Genomic DNA, 15,679 nt, shown 5'->3' on the forward strand with positions numbered 1-15,679 from the left:
ATGATTGCGTGAAATAGATATTTCACGCAACGTTCGTTCGCACGGGATTTTCCTCCGAGACACACATCGACCTGCCAACCGGAGAAATAACGTCGTATAATCCGGTTTACATAATTAGTTATGGTGAACCAATTGATTTGTTTTAAAAATTTGAAAGAGTTACAGTTGTATGATAAAAGAAAATAAAGCTTGAAACGGTGATTCAGGTAAAGGTACACTGAGAACGTAAACAAAAGGGGGATTTCAGGATGGACGATCAACGTTTGAAACAATGGCTCACCGAGGCGAAGACGATCGCTGTCGTCGGCGTGTCAGCGAACCCGAACAAGACCGCGAACCAAATCGCAGACTATTTGATTTTGCAAGGTTACACAGTCATCCCTGTCAATCCGACGCTCGAGACGTGGAACGGACGCAAAGTCTATCCGACGGTCGAGAGCATCCCGGGGCGCGTCGATATCGTCGACGTCTTCCGACGCAATGAGTATTTGGCCGGCGTGGCCGAAGATGCCGTCCGACATGGGGATGTCGGTCTCGTCTTCAACCAGCTCGGGCTCACCAGCCCGGACGCCGAGCGGATCGCTCGCGATGCCGGACTCGACTACATCGAAAATCGATGCATCTATGTCGAGCACGCCCGCCTTCTCGGTTAAGACCTACCTCCTTGGTAGGTCTCCTTTTTTTCACGAGCCCCGCTCGCGGAGGGAGGCTTGCCAGAATCCAAAAACAGCTATACAATAGGATAGAAAAACGAACGTGTGTTCGAAATTGAGGTGACGAAGATGTCAACAGACTTATTTAATTACAATGAAGACGCCATCCAGGTGCTCGAAGGACTGACTGCTGTCCGGAAACGTCCGGGGATGTATATCGGTTCGACCGACCATCGCGGCTTGCACCATCTCGTCTATGAGATCGTCGATAACGCAATCGATGAGGCGCTCGCCGGATTCGGTGGCCAAATCGATGTGACCATCCATAAAGATGACGCGATCACGGTACGAGATCACGGGCGTGGGATGCCGACGGGGATGCACGCCTCCGGGAAACCGACGCCAGAGGTCATCTTCACGGTCCTTCACGCCGGCGGTAAGTTCGGCCAAGGCGGCTACAAGACGTCAGGTGGACTCCACGGGGTCGGCGCCTCGGTCGTGAACGCACTCTCGAGCAAGGTCCTCGTCACGATTTATCGCGACGGCAAAGTGTTCGAGCAGACGTTTGCCGACGGCGGGATCCCGCAGACGACGCTCCTCGAGACCGGAAAGACGCGTCAGACGGGGACGAGCGTCTACTTCAAACCGGACGCCTCGATCTTCTCGACGACGACATATAACTACGACACGCTCGCTGAACGGCTCCGTGAATCGGCATTCCTGTTAAAAGGATTGACGATCACGTTGACGGACGAGCGTTCGGATAAAGAAGAGACGTTCCATTACGAGGAAGGGATCGCCGAGTTCGTCCAATATTTGAACGACGACAAGGCGACGCTTCATCCGATCGTCTATTTCGAAGGGACGGAGAACGATATCGAGCTCGAGCTCGCCTTCCAGTTCACGGACGCCTATTCTGAGAACGTCCTCTCGTTCGTCAACAACGTCCGGACTCGTGACGGCGGCACGCACGAGGTCGGCGCCAAGACGGCGATGACCCGCATCGTGAACGAGTACGCCCGTAAGAACGGATTGTTGAAAGAAAAAGACAAGAACCTTGACGGCGGCGACGTCCGCGAAGGCTTGACGCTCATCGTCTCGGTACGGATCCCGGAAGAGTTCCTCCAGTTCGAGGGGCAGACGAAATCGAAACTCGGTTCGCCCGAGGCCCGTACGAGCGCTGATGGTGTCATGGCCAAACAACTGACGATCTTCCTCGAGGAGAACCCGCAGATGGCGACGATGCTCATCAAGAAGGCGATCCGCGCCGCCCAGGCCCGCGAAGCCGCCCGGAAAGCCCGGGAAGAGGCGCGCAACGGCAAGAAAAAGAAACGTTCGAGCATCTTGAACGGGAAACTGACGCCGGCGACGTCGAAGAACGCCGCCAAGAACGAACTGTTCCTCGTCGAGGGTGACTCGGCCGGCGGTTCGGCCAAACAGGGCCGCGACCGGACGTTTCAGGCCATCCTGCCGCTGCGCGGGAAGGTCATCAACTCGGAGAAGTCGAAACTCCAGGACATCATGAAGAATGAGGAAATTAACACGATCATCCACGCGATCGGGGCTGGGGTCGGCCATGACTTCGAGCTCGAGGACTGCAATTTCGACAAAATCATCATCATGACCGACGCAGATACGGACGGGGCTCACATCCAAGTGCTCCTGTTGACGTTCTTCTTCCGTTATATGCGCCCACTCGTCGAGGCCGGCAAAGTGTTCGTCGCCTTGCCACCGCTCTATCGGATTTCGAAAGGGAAAGGCAAGTCGGAACAGTTCGAGTACGCTTGGGACGAAGAAGCGCTCGAGAAGCTCGTCAAAGTGTATAAGAAGGGCTATATCCTCCAGCGCTACAAAGGTCTCGGTGAGATGAACGCCGACCAGCTATGGGAGACGACGATGAACCCCGACTCACGGACGCTCATCCGCGTCACGGTCGACGACGCTGCCGTCGCCGACAAGCGTGTCTCGGTGCTCATGGGAGACAACGTCGCCCATCGCCGGGAATGGATCGAGGAGAACGTCGCCTTCGGCCTCCAGGAAGATGATTCGATCATCGCCAATGAACACGTGACTAAAGCGATTGAGGAAGTGATGTAACGATGTCGACGATTCAACATATTTTAAACTTGTCGCTCGAACAGGTCGTTGGTGACCGCTTCGGGCGTTACTCGAAATATATCATCCAGGACCGGGCCCTCCCGGACGCGCGCGACGGCCTCAAACCCGTTCAGCGCCGCATCCTGTATGCGATGCACCATGAAGGCAACACGAACGAGAAACCGTACCGCAAATCGGCCAAGACGGTCGGGAACGTCATCGGTAACTATCACCCGCACGGTGACAGTTCCGTCTATGAGGCGATGGTACGCCTATCGCAGGACTGGAAGTTGCGTTACCCGCTCATCGACATGCACGGGAACAACGGCTCGATGGACGGCGACTCGGCCGCCGCGATGCGGTATACCGAGGCCCGTCTGTCGAAGATTGCCGGCGTCATGCTGACGTCGATCTCGAAGAACACGGTCGACTACACGCCGAACTTCGACGATTCGACCGAAGAGCCGCTCGTTTTGCCGTCACTCCTCCCGAACTTGCTCATGAACGGGACGACGGGAATCTCTGCCGGTTACGCGACCGAGATTCCGCCGCACAACTTGACCGAGGTGCTCAACCTCGCCATCGCCCGTCTGAAAGGTGAGGTCGAGACGACGAATGACGCGTTCCGTTATATGCAAGGACCTGACTTCCCGTCTGGCGGAATCGTCATGGGCAAAGACGGCATCTTGAAGGCGTTCGAGACCGGAAAAGGCAAGGTCATCATCCGTGCCAAATCGGTCATCGAGCCACTTAAGGGAGGTCGTGAACAGATTACCATCACCGAGCTCCCGTATGAGGTGAACAAGGCGAACCTCGTCAAGAAGATGGAAGAGCTTCGCCTCGACCGCAAAGTCGAAGGCGTCGCCGAAGTCCGTGACGAGACTGACCGGACCGGTGTCCGCGTCGTCATCGAGTTGAAGAAGGAAGCCGATGCGGAAGGTGTGCTCCATTTCTTCTTGAAGCATACCGATCTGCAGCTCGCCTATAACTACAACATGGTCGCCATCGTCAACCGGACACCGAAACAGATGGGACTCTTGTCGATTATCGACGCATACTTGAAGCACGTCGAAGAGGTCGTCACTCGACGCACGACGTTCGAGCTCGACCAGGCGAAGAAACGCGCCGAGATCGTCGATGCGCTCGAACAGGCCATCTCGGTCCTTGACGAGACGCTCGAACTCATCCGTTCGGCCAAAGACAAGTCCGAGGCGAAGCAGAAGCTCATGGAGCGGTTCTCGTTCTCAGACCGTCAAGCCGAAGCGGTTGTCATGCTCCAATTGTATCGTTTGACGAACACGGATATCGTCGAACTGCAAAAAGAGGCGAAGGCGCTCCAAAAAGAGATCGCTCGCCTCGCTAACATCTTGAACGTCGACGCGACGAAACGGAAGCTCATCTCGAAAGAGTTGACCGCACTCCGTGACGAGTACGGCGACGCACGACGCTCGGTCATCGAGTCCGAGGTCGAAGAGTTGAAACTGAAGACAGAGGTCATGATCGCCGTCGAAGAGACGATGGTGTTCGTCAGCCGCGACGGGTACGTCAAACGTTCATCGATGCGCTCATATGGCGCCTCGAGCGACGAGATGCCGGAGATGAAGCAGAAAGACCGTCCCGTCCTCGTCACCCAGGCGATGACGACGGACCACTTGCTCGTATGGACGAACAAGGGCAGTTACTTGCTCATCCCGGTCCATCAGATTCCAGAGTCGAAATGGAAAGACGCCGGTCAGCATGTCGCCAACCTCGTGCCGATCGAAGGCGAACAAGTCGTTTCGGCCGATGTCGTCTCGACGTTCGACACCGACGCGCACTGTCTGTTCGTGACGCGTGAAGGCATGGTCAAACGGACACCGCTCCGTGACTATGACGCCCAACGCAAGTCGAAGGCGCTCATGGCGCTCAAACTGAAAGGCGACGACGAGGTCGTCTTCGCCGGCATCAGTGACGGGCCTGGCCAACTGTTCCTCGTCTCTGAGCGCGGTTACGGCCTCTGGTTCAAAGAAGATGACGTGCCGGTCGTCGGTCAGCGCGCTGCTGGCGTCAAAGCGATGAACTTGAAGGATGGGGACATGGTCGCCGATGCTTTCGCCTTCTTCACACCGCCACTGTTCGTCCTCGTGACGCAACGTGGAGCGGTCAAGAAGATGAAGCTCGAGGATCAGTTCGACTGCACGAACCGCAACTTGCGCGGGACGATGCTCATCCGCGAAGTCAAATCGAAACCGCACCAGATTCGTCGCGTGCTCCCGGTGCATGACGATGAAACGCTCCACATCATCGGGAAAGAGAAAGCGAAGACGGTCAAAACGAAGCAGTTGACGCTCTTGGACCGCTACGCCAACGGCTCGTTCGTGTTTGATGAAGAGACATTCGGAGAGATTGAGGACGTGTATCTCGATTGAGATCGAACTAAAGAAAACCCTGTACCAGAGACCATTGTCTTTGATACAGGGTTTTTCTTATGGATTCAAAGCTCGGCCTCTATCAGATAGCGCTCCAAATCGGCCTGTTGGCGCAAGTGATGACGGGTATGCATCTCGATGAGGTCGTACCACTCCTGTGCGTTCAGCCAGCCAAAGCCGCCATGCCGTGCTTTGACGTCACGGTTCGCTGAGCGGACGAGCGGTTCAAGTCGCTTCAAACGCGCAGACAATTCGTCGAGTCGTCGCTCGAGCGTCTCCCGCTTGTCCGTGTTGTTCGGTGGTTGGTTCATCTCATCAGGTAAACGAATTTTAATCGGAGGGAACCCACCGGCCTGAAACAATCGTTCACCGAATTCGGTCTTTCCGAGCGGTTGCTCTTCGCGTGAAGCGAGACACCGTTCAATCTCGTCTGCATATTCCTCGGCCACCACGATGATATGGTCGTACATCTGCCCGATTGACCAGACGTCTGCTGCTGCCTGGTAGCGCAACTGCCGTTCGGTATAGCCGTCCAAGTCTGCTTTGAACTGGGATAACACTGCGATCGACATATCGTTCCTCCTTTGCCACCGTTCTCATTTCAGTATATCACGGGGAGGATAGGTACTTTCTTATGGGAGCGGGTATTGCTAAAAGGAACAAGTCCATCGTTTGGCGAATGGGGTAAGAGGAAAAATCATGGGGGGATCACTATGTCTCAATGGCTCGACTGGGCCAAACGGCTCCAGGCGCTGGCACAGGCTGGCTTGACGTTTACGAAAGACGAGTTCGATCGAGAACGTTACGTCGAACTTCAACGAATCGCGACCGAGATGTTCGAACGACAGTCAGACCTCGCCTTGGAGGAGGTCACGAAACTGACGCACGTCGATGGATACCCGACACCGAAACTCGACGTACGCGGTGTCGTCTTCCGGGACGATGCGCTCTTGCTCGTCAAAGAGCGGTCGGACGGGCTTTGGACGTTACCAGGTGGTTTTTGTGAGGTCGGGTTCTCCCCGGCCCAAAATATCATTAAGGAGATTGAGGAAGAGGCCGGGTTTGATGTCGTACCGGTACGGCTACTCGCGTTGTTCGATATGCATCATCACGACCATCCACCGCTGTCGCAGCATTACTATAAACTGTTCATCGAATGCGAGCTGATTGGTGGAGTGGCGCAGGTGAGCCATGAGACGAGCGAGGTCGCCTTCTTCACGCGGGGCAACTTACCACCTTTATCCACCGCGCGGAACACACAGGAACAGCTTTATATGTGTTTTGAGGCTAGATGGCAAGAAGATTGGATCACGTTGTTTGATTAAGGGGAGGGGATATCATGAAAGTCACACGGATTGACCACGTCCATCAACTGACATTCTATGCGCCTGTATTACCGATTAACGTCCAGTTGATTGAGCGGGAGCTCGGACTCGTCTTGATTGACACCGCCCTCGCGCGCAATGCGGAAGCGATTTTAGCGTATATCGAGGCACAGGAGCGTCCGCTGCTCGCCATCTTGCTAACGCACGCCCATGGCGATCACGTCGGTGGTGTCGATGCCATCTTGAAGGCGCACCCGCACGCCGAGCTGTACGTCTCACGTCGGGATGCCCGTCTCCTCGAAGGGGACAAGACGACCGACCCGGATGAGCGGCCACTCAAATTAAAAGGATCACTCCCAACCATCCACTCCTTGCCGGATAAATTGCTCGACCCAGGTGAGCGCTTGTTCGGTCTGAGGGTCTATCCGGCAGCGGGTCATACGCCGGGCTCCATCGCTTATTTCGATGAAAAGGAGCGGAACTTGTTTGCTGGTGACGCGTTCCAGACCCGTGGGGGAGTCTCCGTGGCAGGGGATGTGCGCCCGTTGTTCCCGCTCCCGGGCGTCGCGACATGGGACAAACGGGCAGCGGTCGCGCATGCAGAGAAGTTGATCGACCTGGCACCGCGCCACACGTTCGTCGGGCACGGACAGCCCGTCGCTGGGACACACCGGCTCTATTTGGCGCTGAAACGGGCCAAACGCAAGCAAGCACGTCTATTTTCACGATAAACCGGAGGTGCTGATAGATGGAGTTACGCGAGATTCAGACGACAGATTATCAACTGGCCGAGCAGATGCTCGAGATTCAACGGAACGCTTATGCGGTCGAGGCCGAGCTGATCGGATTCGATGAGATTCCAGCGCGTTATGAGACGGTCGAAGTGATTCAAAATCTGCCTGGGACGAGCTATGGCTTATATAACGATGAGCGGTTGATCGGATTCATCACGGTCGAAGCGGCTGAGAACACGGTCGAGGTCACGAAATTATGTATCGATCCGACGTATTTCAGGTCGAGGCTCGCGACGACGTTGCTCGAACACGTGCTCAGCTTGCATGAGGACAAGCTTGTCTATGTGCACACCGGCAAACATAACGGTCCGGCCAAGAAGCTGTATACGAAGCTCGGGTTCGAACCGAGTGCCGAGTTTGAACCGGAACCAGGTGTCACTTTGATTCGATTTACGCGATCTTGAATCCCTTATCTCAAATTTTAGATTCCGTCTCACTTCCTTAAGTATACTAAAGGATTGAGACGGAGTTTTATTTTTACTGATAATATATGTTATGTTAACTAATAGAAAAATAAAGAAAATTGATGTCAGATATGACATCTCTCCTCTCGAAAAAAATCAGAAAATCTTGTACCAATACAACGTCATATCGATGTTCGGATTGCCGGTCTGTTTGAGCGTATCGACACCGCCGAGCGCGAACCCTTCTTTCGCATAAAAGCGACACGCGATCACGTTATCGTTCTGCGCTTCGAGTGACAATCCAAGCAACGATTGCTTTTTTGCCCACGCCTCCGCAACTTCTATCAGCAAATGCCCAAGCCCGCTGTTGCGATAGCTTCCACGGACCGCGATGTTCTCGATATACGCAAAACGGTTCCAGTCTTTCACCATACGGATTTGTCCAATACATGTTGTCTCGTCGAATGCCAAGAATATTTGTTTGTCCTCACTGTTGATGTATTCAGACCAATCCAGCAAATCGTCTGGAAAGCTTGTCACACTGGCTTTCTCATATAACTGTTCCTCATACGTCCAAACCCCGTCAGAAAAGCTCGGAATGATTTTCCCGATGACTGGAAACGGATTATTGGCTTCGTTCACGACGCTGATGGAATACTCATCTAACGCTTTGATCGAGATGTTCGGGGCTTCTTCCATTGCATTATTCTCCCTTCTATATGTAATGACCGCTCCATCCTATAACTACATGATCTCACCAGACTAGCCATAAAGTGGCGGTCATGAAATCAAAGTCGGTGGTTCTGTCGACAACACTTCAATTACATCATGTGATGTCAGGAACACGTAATGCTGAATATTATAAACCGTTTCGTAAATGTTTGTTGATTCTTCAGCTAGCCATTTTAAATAGCTGGAATCGGTCACTTGAAAGAGTGTCCAGTCGCCAAAAAAATCAGGGTCATGATGTTTGTATAAATGTTCTAGCGTTCTAATAAGCGTTCCTTCGTCTGTATGTCGATACGACAGCACTAGTCCGTCAAACAAGAATGTATACGTGTTCTCATGCGTATCCATAAACACGAGTCTTAATCCGTCTTTATCATCAATTAGAGCCTGCAGATATAGTTTGGCCGGTATTTCTGGATTGACGGTCCATCTTTCCCATTTTTCCATTTGCCCCCCGCTCTCCTCATTTTAATATGTTACGAATAAGCCTTTACTATCTATCATACATGAATTATTAAAGTTCACATGGGTCCGAGTCGGCTGATCATCACGATGATATTTTCGCTTAAACCGTATTGTTCAAACCGACATCCATTGATCTGTTTCATCATAATTACTAAACTGTGTCATTCGATTGAATCCTTCATCCATCAACATGTTAGCGCTTTATGGATTTATGTTTCAAAAATAACTTTAATGCTGTTCATCCGCTCTTAGGAGTTGCCTGTAAGCGTATGTCATGCTATTTTTAGACAGATGATAACTTAAGGAGGAACTTGAATGAAACGTATGACAAAAGGTTTGGCAGCATCGCTATTACTGGCTGTCCCGCTCGCGGCGTGTGGTGATTCTAGCACCGATCAGGCCGAAACTTCGCGCTGGGACGAAATCAAAGAAGACGGTACACTCACGGTCGGTACAGCGGGGACACTCTACCCGGCCTCATTCCGTGAAGAAGATAGCGATACATTGACTGGGTTTGACGTCGAGCTCATAAAAGAGGTCGGGAAACGTCTTGACCTTGAGGTCCAATTCAAAGAGATGGCGTTCGACAACATGTTGACGAGCGTCCAAAACGGACAAGTCGACGTCGCAGCGAACGATATCTCGGTCACAGAGGACCGGAAAGAGAAGTTCGCCTTCTCAACACCGTACAAGTACACGTACGGGACGGCCATCGTTCGCAAGAGCGATTTGTCTGGCATCGAGTCAATCGAGGACTTGAAAGGCAAAAAGGCCGCTGGTGAAGCGACAACCGTCTTCATGGACGTGGCACGTCAATACGGGGCGGAGGAAGTCATCTATGACAACGCGACGAACGACCAGTACCTTCGTGACGTCTCGACAGGACGGACCGACGTCATCTTGAACGACTACTATCTTCAGACACTCGCCCTCGCTTTCTTCCCGGACTTCGATATCACGATCCACCCGGATATCGCCTATAACCCACAGGAAGTCGCGTTCTTGATGGACAAAGAGAATTCAGAGCTCCAAGAGAACATCGACCGCGTCCTTGGCGAGATGCTTGAAGACGGAACGGTGAAAGAGTTGTCAGAAACGTTCTATAACGGAGCCGATGTCTCGGTCGAACCGGACGTCGACGCGACGATCGTCGAATTGGACTAAGCCATCATGTTCGAAGGTGTGAAATGGGAAGCAATCTTTGACGTCGACCTGGCTGTGCGCTCGTTCCCTTATCTGCTAGGCGGCTTGCCGAACACGCTTTGGATCTCATTCGTCAGCATGTTCTTCGGCTTGTTGCTCGGTCTCGTGCTCGCCCTTGGGAAACTGTCACCGTCGCGGTTGTTACGGTTCCCGTCGACGTTCTATATCTCGTTCATGCGGGGTGTACCGATTTTGATTATCCTGTTCATCTTATATTCAGGGTTTCCATTCATCGGCATCGAGTTCGCAGCGCTGACGGCGGCAATCATCGGGTTCAGTCTGAACTCGGCGGCCTATATCGCGGAGATTGTCCGGGCTGCGATCCGTGCCGTCGATCCAGGACAAGTCGAGGCGGCCCGCTCGCTCGGGATGAACAAGTGGTTGACGCTGAAAGGGGTCATCTTACCTCAGGCGACGCGGATTGCCCTCCCCCCGCTTTCGAACGTGTTCCTCGATTTGATTAAAGCGAGTTCGCTCGCCGCCATGATCACGGTTCCGGAGATTTTCAATAAGGCGAAAATCGTCGGGGGTCGGGAATTCGATTATATGACCGTCTATTTGGTTGTCGCCTTGATCTATTGGGGCATCTGTACGTTCATGTCGTTCTTCCAGGACTGGCTGGAGCGGCATTTCGAACGCTATTTGGATACACCGAAACGATGACTGACTTGCCTCATACAGGCAGGTCAGTTTTTTTGTCGGGCGGTTATTGCGAAAGTGACATGGTATAGTCCACCTATTCCATATTGCGATTCAAAGGAGAGACGTCGCCTATGTTCTCAAAATTATTAGTCGGATCATCCGTTCTCATCACACTTACGTATATTTTGTTCGACGGGCCAACATGGGTCAGCGTCCTGCAACCTTTCACAAGCATGATTGTCTTGTATTACTTGATTTTCGAGTTCCCGAGCCGTAAGAACGCGAAAACGTCTTCTTCGGATTGACCATGATCGACCTACATATTTAGCAACACCGTTCTTTAGCGTTCCATCTCGGTCCGCGAGTGTGCTATGATTTTTATAAATATTCAGAAAATAGACGGGGGACTTACATTATGGTGCAACAATGGACGACACATTTAAACGATCAAGTGATCGGGCAGTCGAAGGCGATTAAGCTGTCGACGATCGCTCTCCTCTCCGGGGGCCACGTGCTGCTCGAGGACCGGCCTGGTACCGGCAAGACGACGCTTGCACGAAGCCTGGCCACATCGGTCTCGGCCGCGTTCCAACGCGTGCAATGTACACCGGACACGCTACCGAGTGACATTTTAGGGATGGAGCTGTTCAATCCGACGACGGGAACGTTCGAACGCCGGACTGGACCGATTTTCACGTCAATCTTGCTCGTCGATGAGATTAACCGGACGACACCTCGGACACAGTCGGCACTGTTGGAGGCGATGCAGGAGCGACAAGTGACGCTCGGTGAGGTGTCGCTTCGTCTACCGGACCCGTTCTTCGTCATCGCGACGCAAAACCCGTTCGATGGGCAAGGGACGTTCCCGTTGCCACAGGCTCAACTCGACCGCTTCTTGTTCAAACTGTCGCTCGCTCCGTTGTCTCGGGAGTCGGAACGCCGGTTGCTTCGGAACGAGCATTTGAGTGCGGCTCCGTTCACGTTGCAACAGACCGAACTTGCCGAGATGCAGCAAGCCGTCCGTGATGTCTTGTTCCACGAGGCGATGGAGGACTATCTCCTCGATTTCGTCGAGGCGCTCCGTCATCACCGGGATATCGAGGTCGGACCGAGCCCACGGGCGACGCTCGCCTACACGATGGCGGCTCGGGCGCATGCCTATATGGACGGACGGGATTACGTATCACCGGAAGACATCCGCGCGCTCGCCTTGCCGATTCTCGGACACCGCATCGTCTTGACGGTCGAGGCGTCGCTCAAGACGAAGCCGTCTAAATTGATCAAGTCCGTTTTGGAGACCATCCCGGTCCCATCAGAGGTGTGATATGCAACTCGTCAGCCCTCGCTACCTCGAGTCCGGGTATATGTGGCTCTTGTTCGTCGTCGGGGTGTTCACCGCCCTATACGGCAACGTCTTCCTCGCGAGTGTGATTATCGGTTTCAGCCTGTATGCGCTCATCATGCCGGAGTTGTTGTTCCGGCTCGCTGAATACGTACATGTCGAAGTGACCGACGAGCTGAAGCTGTTCCCGAACGATGAAGAGACGTATACAATCAAATTGGTTTCAACGGCGCCTGTCCCGCTCGGTGTCGTCCGTCTGTCAGGATATCTCCATCCTACCGTCGAGTCGGAGGAACACGCCTTCTGGCGCCAAGAGAACTATGTCGGACGCGAGGCGGCCGTCGCCTATACGCTCCCGCTCAAGGCGATTCGACGCGGACCGATCCGCATGGAGGCGATCGGTATGGAGATTCGTGACCCGCTCCGTATGTTCTCGCTCTATAAGGAAGACCCGCTCGACCGCATCGGCTATGTCTTCCCTGAATTCCTGCCTTATCCGATTCCGAAGCGCCCTCCGACGTTACCTGGGGAGGAGATGGTCCGTCATAGCGCCTACCGTGACCCGGAGACGTTCCAGTCAGTGGCGCCGTATCACGGCCAGCCGATGCGGCAACTGTATTGGTCGGCCTATGCGAAGACCGGCGAGCTACTTGCCCGGACCGAGCAACCCGTCCAAGCGAACGAATATGTCGTCGTGCTCGACTTGCTGACGAAAGACGGACGCGCCCTCACCCATCAGATGGAGCGGTTGATTTCGCAGGCGGCGGCGCTATGCCGCGACTTCGAGAAAGAGAACGCGAGCTATGGGCTGATTGTGCCGACATTGACGAAGGAAGGGATCACCTATGACCTCGCACCGGGGAGCGGTGAGACGCATTTCCGCAAGGTCATGACGACGCTCGCTTGTCTATCGGAGCGTGACTTCCCGCTCGCCCGGTCGCTGTTCGAACGGAAAGTCGCCAAATATGGCGGCAGCCAATCGATTCTACGGCTCGGAGGTGACGGCCGATGAAACTACTTTGGTGGGTATTTGCCGCTTTCTATGTCGGTCACGCGTTTCCACTCGTATTTCTCTTGACGCTCCGCTTGCCGCGCAACTGGCAACTCGGTGTCCAGACGGCACTCAGCATCGCCGCCCTTTGGTTTTCTTATGAGATGAGCGTGACGTTGCTCTTGTTCACGTACGTCCATGCCTTTATCCGGACGCTCGACTGGACGGACCGTTACGCGATCGCCAGCGTGCTCTTCCTGATCGTCGATTGGTTGTCTCCGCCGGCGTCGCAGCCGCTCGCGATGATCGTCTTCCCGTTCTTGTTCTTGTTTTGGCAGCGGAGCCTATATTACCGCCGTGACTATAAACGGATGCTGTCGACGCTCGTCGTCGCCCTCGCCGTCGGTCTCGGACTGGCTGTGATCATCCGGACAATCAAAGAGTTATTGTTCGGTAACCTCGTCGCCTGGATTCGCCCCATCTTCGTGTGGATCGGGGGTTGGTTCGATGGGTTCAACTTGGATCCGACCGACCGCGTCAACCGGATTCTCGTGCCGGACAATCCGAACATTGATGCCGAGACGATTTCGAATGAGACGTTGCTCGAATCGGCGACGAATCAATCGCTGTTCTTGATTTTGGCTTTTCTCGTCCTTCTGGTCGGGTTGGTCGCCTTGTTCATCTATTTGCAACGCCGTAAAGAGATTCAAGAGGCTGTGACGGTACCGAAACAGCGCCATCAAGCAGCGGATGCCGGGCGTCGCGTCACACGGGCCCCACGGCACGTCCGCTTGCTCGATGCCGGGCGCCGGCTCGAACAGGCCCATCCTCGCCATCGTGAGGAGACGGTCATGGAATGGTTCGACCGCATCGGATTCAGCGAAGGGAACCGCTTCGCCGTCTGGCTCGAGGCCGCCGAGTACGGGGAGAAAGAAGCCCCGGTACCCATCGTCGAGGCGTTCGAACGACATGTCACCCAGACGCTCAAAAAATAAGAGACCAGTCAGTTCGCCGGGCACTGCCGGACGGTCTTGACTGGTCTTTTTTAAAGGATTGGGCTGAGCAAGCGTGACACGCTCTCTTTGAAACGGATCCATTTCGTTCGTGTCTCATAACGCTCAATCGTTAACCTGTCGGCACATACGAGGTCTCGATTGAATGCATCGATGACAGACTGGGCAACGACTTCGTCATAAACGAGCGCTGAGATCTCGAAATTGAGACGGAAACTGCGCGCGTCGATGTTCGTCGTGCCGATCGAGGCGACCTCGCCATCGATGACGAGCGTCTTCGCATGGAGGAACCCACCTTCATACGTATATACTTCGGCACCGTAGCGGACGAGCTCGGCCGCATTCGTATACGTCGCCCAATAGACAAACATGTGATCCGGCTTGTTCGGAATCATCAGGCGGATTTTCGTCCCAGACATGAGCGCGTTACGGCAGGCGTCAAGGAAGCTAGCGTCAGGGATGAAATATGGGGTCTGGATGTAAATCGTCTCTTTCGCCTCGGTGATCATCTTGACGAGCATATTTTTCAAGTGCTCGGTCGACGAGTTCGGGCCAGATGTGACAATTTGTACCGGTGACCGGGACGTCTCGAGTAGAGAAGTCGGCCAAAGGAAGTCCTCTCTCTCGGCCCGGTGTTTCGTCGGTACGGCACGGTTCCAATCGAGGAGGAAACGCTCGAGCAATTCACGAACCGCCTCCCCTCTCATCCGCAGATTCACATCGCGCCAATAGCCGAACTGACGGTTCGTCCCGAGGTATTCATTCCCGACGTTGAAACCGCCGATATAGCCGATGTCCCCATCGATGATACATAGCTTTCGGTGATTCCGGTTGTTGACGCGGAAGTTGATACCGAGGCGTGACGGGAAGAACGACTTCACCTCGCCGCCGTGCGCGAGGAGCTGTTTGAAATAGGAACGTCGCAATCCCCGTGAGCCGACGGCGTCATAGAGCAGACGTACTTTGACGCCTTCCTTGGCACGGCGCGTGAGTGCCTCGATGAGCGCTTGGCCGAGCGAGTCATTTTGAATGATATAGTACTGGATGTTGATTTCCTGCGTCGCTATCTCGATGTCATGGAATAACGCCTCGAACTTCTGCTCGCCATCATGGATGACCTGAATCGCATTATGATACGTCACGAGCGCATTTGTGGAGGATAAGTTCAAGCGGGCGAGCCTTCGATATTTTGACAAGAGCGGGTCATGGGCGAAAAGTCCTTCATGCGCATCAAGCTCGGTCAATTGGTCGTCGACGTGTTTGGCGTACTCGTGACGACGCTCCTCGTCGACCTGATAAAAGTTGTTCGATTTGATTAACCGTCCGAAGAAGATGTAGATGAAGAAACCGAGCAGTGGGATGAAAAACAGCACGAGCAACCAAGCCCACGTCGAACCGATGTCACGCCGCTCGAAAAAGATGATGGTGACGGCGAACGTGACGTTCAAGACAATCAGCACGATACCGAGAATACTGATGATGATTTCAGTTGGGACCATCTCGACGTCTCCTTTATCCTCTAGTTTACCCGATGATGGGCAAAACGAAATGCTCGTTTACAGATACCGCGTCTACAACACAAAAAAACACCGCGCTTGCGGTGTTTTTGGGGT

Annotated in this window: 16 protein-coding genes; 12 read left to right on the forward strand and 4 right to left on the reverse strand. The window is 53.9% G+C overall.

Annotated elements, in window-relative coordinates; genetic code table 11:
• The first annotated feature begins 248 nt into the window (after nt 1-248).
• The 3 genes from KNP82_RS06550 to parC all read left to right on the forward strand — a co-directional run bounded on the left by KNP82_RS06550 (nt 249) and on the right by parC (nt 5,158).
• Entirely contained in the window at nt 249-653 is a 405-nt protein-coding gene (locus KNP82_RS06550) for a CoA-binding protein (protein ID WP_021067467.1), read from the forward strand.
• A gap of 129 nt (nt 654-782) precedes the next feature.
• Complete coding sequence (gene parE, locus KNP82_RS06555; protein WP_214827393.1) at nt 783-2,750, forward strand: DNA topoisomerase IV subunit B; 1,968 nt, start codon at nt 783-785, stop codon at nt 2,748-2,750.
• Nucleotides 2,751-2,752: 2 nt separating this feature from the next.
• A complete protein-coding gene (gene parC, locus KNP82_RS06560; protein ID WP_214756598.1) occupies nt 2,753-5,158 on the forward strand; it encodes a DNA topoisomerase IV subunit A in 2,406 nt (801 codons plus the stop codon).
• Nucleotides 5,159-5,223: 65 nt separating this feature from the next.
• On the opposite strand, the gene KNP82_RS06565 is transcribed toward parC, so the two are convergent.
• Nucleotides 5,224-5,730, reverse strand: a complete 507-nt coding sequence (locus tag KNP82_RS06565; RefSeq protein WP_214756599.1) for a DinB family protein — start codon at nt 5,728-5,730, stop codon at nt 5,224-5,226.
• Nucleotides 5,731-5,871: 141 nt separating this feature from the next.
• On the opposite strand from KNP82_RS06565, the gene KNP82_RS06570 reads away from it, so the two are divergent.
• Genes KNP82_RS06570 through KNP82_RS06580 form a run of 3 tightly spaced genes read left to right on the forward strand, consistent with a single transcriptional unit; the run spans nt 5,872 to nt 7,681 of the window.
• Nucleotides 5,872-6,483, forward strand: coding sequence for an NUDIX hydrolase (locus KNP82_RS06570; RefSeq protein WP_214756600.1), 612 nt, complete (start codon nt 5,872-5,874; stop codon nt 6,481-6,483).
• Nucleotides 6,484-6,497: 14 nt separating this feature from the next.
• Nucleotides 6,498-7,214, forward strand: coding sequence for an MBL fold metallo-hydrolase (locus tag KNP82_RS06575; RefSeq protein ID WP_214827396.1), 717 nt, complete (start codon nt 6,498-6,500; stop codon nt 7,212-7,214).
• Between the two features lie 17 nt (nt 7,215-7,231).
• Nucleotides 7,232-7,681, forward strand: coding sequence for a GNAT family N-acetyltransferase (locus KNP82_RS06580; protein WP_214827398.1), 450 nt, complete (start codon nt 7,232-7,234; stop codon nt 7,679-7,681).
• Between the two features lie 156 nt (nt 7,682-7,837).
• Here the strand turns inward: KNP82_RS06580 and KNP82_RS06585 are convergent, their stop codons facing one another.
• Together KNP82_RS06585 and KNP82_RS06590 are read right to left on the reverse strand one after the other, a co-directional pair.
• Nucleotides 7,838-8,380 (reverse strand): GNAT family N-acetyltransferase, encoded by a 543-nt coding sequence (locus tag KNP82_RS06585; RefSeq protein WP_214827401.1) that lies wholly within the window; start codon nt 8,378-8,380, stop codon nt 7,838-7,840.
• 81 nt (nt 8,381-8,461) lie between these two features.
• Nucleotides 8,462-8,857 carry a hypothetical protein gene (locus tag KNP82_RS06590; protein ID WP_214827403.1) on the reverse strand — a complete coding sequence of 132 codons (396 nt, stop codon included), beginning with the start codon at nt 8,855-8,857 and terminating at the stop codon, nt 8,462-8,464.
• A gap of 333 nt (nt 8,858-9,190) precedes the next feature.
• On the opposite strand from KNP82_RS06590, the gene KNP82_RS06595 reads away from it, so the two are divergent.
• The 6 genes from KNP82_RS06595 (at nt 9,191) to KNP82_RS06620 (ending at nt 14,048) form a co-directional block, all read left to right on the forward strand.
• Nucleotides 9,191-10,039: a transporter substrate-binding domain-containing protein gene (locus KNP82_RS06595; protein WP_214827406.1), complete on the forward strand. Its 849-nt coding sequence runs from the start codon at nt 9,191-9,193 to the stop codon at nt 10,037-10,039.
• Between the two features lie 6 nt (nt 10,040-10,045).
• The gene (locus KNP82_RS06600) at nt 10,046-10,741 is read left to right on the forward strand and encodes an amino acid ABC transporter permease (RefSeq protein WP_021067457.1); all 696 of its coding nucleotides are present in this window, start codon (nt 10,046-10,048) and stop codon (nt 10,739-10,741) included.
• 110 nt (nt 10,742-10,851) lie between these two features.
• Nucleotides 10,852-11,025 carry a hypothetical protein gene (locus tag KNP82_RS06605; RefSeq protein ID WP_214799924.1) on the forward strand — a complete coding sequence of 58 codons (174 nt, stop codon included), beginning with the start codon at nt 10,852-10,854 and terminating at the stop codon, nt 11,023-11,025.
• Between the two features lie 110 nt (nt 11,026-11,135).
• Nucleotides 11,136-12,044 carry an AAA family ATPase gene (locus KNP82_RS06610; protein ID WP_029595449.1) on the forward strand — a complete coding sequence of 303 codons (909 nt, stop codon included), beginning with the start codon at nt 11,136-11,138 and terminating at the stop codon, nt 12,042-12,044.
• A 1-nt stretch (nt 12,045) separates the two neighbouring features.
• Nucleotides 12,046-13,074 (forward strand): DUF58 domain-containing protein, encoded by a 1,029-nt coding sequence (locus tag KNP82_RS06615; RefSeq protein WP_021067454.1) that lies wholly within the window; start codon nt 12,046-12,048, stop codon nt 13,072-13,074.
• Nucleotides 13,071-14,048, forward strand: coding sequence for a hypothetical protein (locus KNP82_RS06620; RefSeq protein WP_131472677.1), 978 nt, complete (start codon nt 13,071-13,073; stop codon nt 14,046-14,048). Before KNP82_RS06615 ends, KNP82_RS06620 begins: the two co-directional genes overlap by 4 nt.
• A 50-nt stretch (nt 14,049-14,098) precedes the next feature.
• Here KNP82_RS06620 and cls read toward each other — a convergent pair whose 3' ends face one another.
• Nucleotides 14,099-15,565: a cardiolipin synthase gene (gene cls, locus KNP82_RS06625; RefSeq protein ID WP_214827409.1), complete on the reverse strand. Its 1,467-nt coding sequence runs from the start codon at nt 15,563-15,565 to the stop codon at nt 14,099-14,101.
• Nucleotides 15,566-15,679: the final 114 nt, after the last annotated feature.

It is taken from the genome of Exiguobacterium sp. s26 (genome assembly GCF_018618235.1).
GTDB lineage: Bacteria > Bacillota > Bacilli > Exiguobacteriales > Exiguobacteriaceae > Exiguobacterium > Exiguobacterium chiriqhucha.